Source organism: Micrococcus sp. GbtcB5, from assembly GCF_019091605.1.
GTDB classification, from domain to species: Bacteria; Actinomycetota; Actinomycetes; order Actinomycetales; family Micrococcaceae; genus Micrococcus; species Micrococcus luteus.
Map to the genome: position 1 here is coordinate 1 of NZ_JAGXJK010000398.1, position 241 is coordinate 241.

Annotated in this window: 1 protein-coding gene; it reads right to left on the reverse strand. The window is 77.6% G+C overall.

Annotation, left to right across the window (positions count from 1 at the left end; all coding sequences use genetic code 11):
- A partial coding sequence (locus tag KVS67_RS12860; protein WP_217565535.1) for a hypothetical protein occupies positions 1–221 on the reverse strand: 221 nt, incomplete at its 3' end.
- Positions 222–241 lie beyond the last annotated feature (20 nt).

Here is a 241-nt window from a genome sequence, read left to right on the forward strand (position 1 = left end):
AGGGCCAGGTAGGCCGGCGCCTCCTCCGGGTCCAGCGGCGGCAGGGAGCCCGTGGGGGCGGTGGTGGTCCCCTCCACCGGGCCGGGCAGGAAGGCGAGCACCAGGCCGGCGAGCGCGAGCAGCGCGGCCGGGGCCAGCTCGGGGGTGGTGACGCGGGTGTGGAAGCGCGTGACGTGGACGCGCCCGCCCGCCAGGCCGCCGTCGTGATGGAGCTGACGCACCTGGCCACGCTGTACCACGA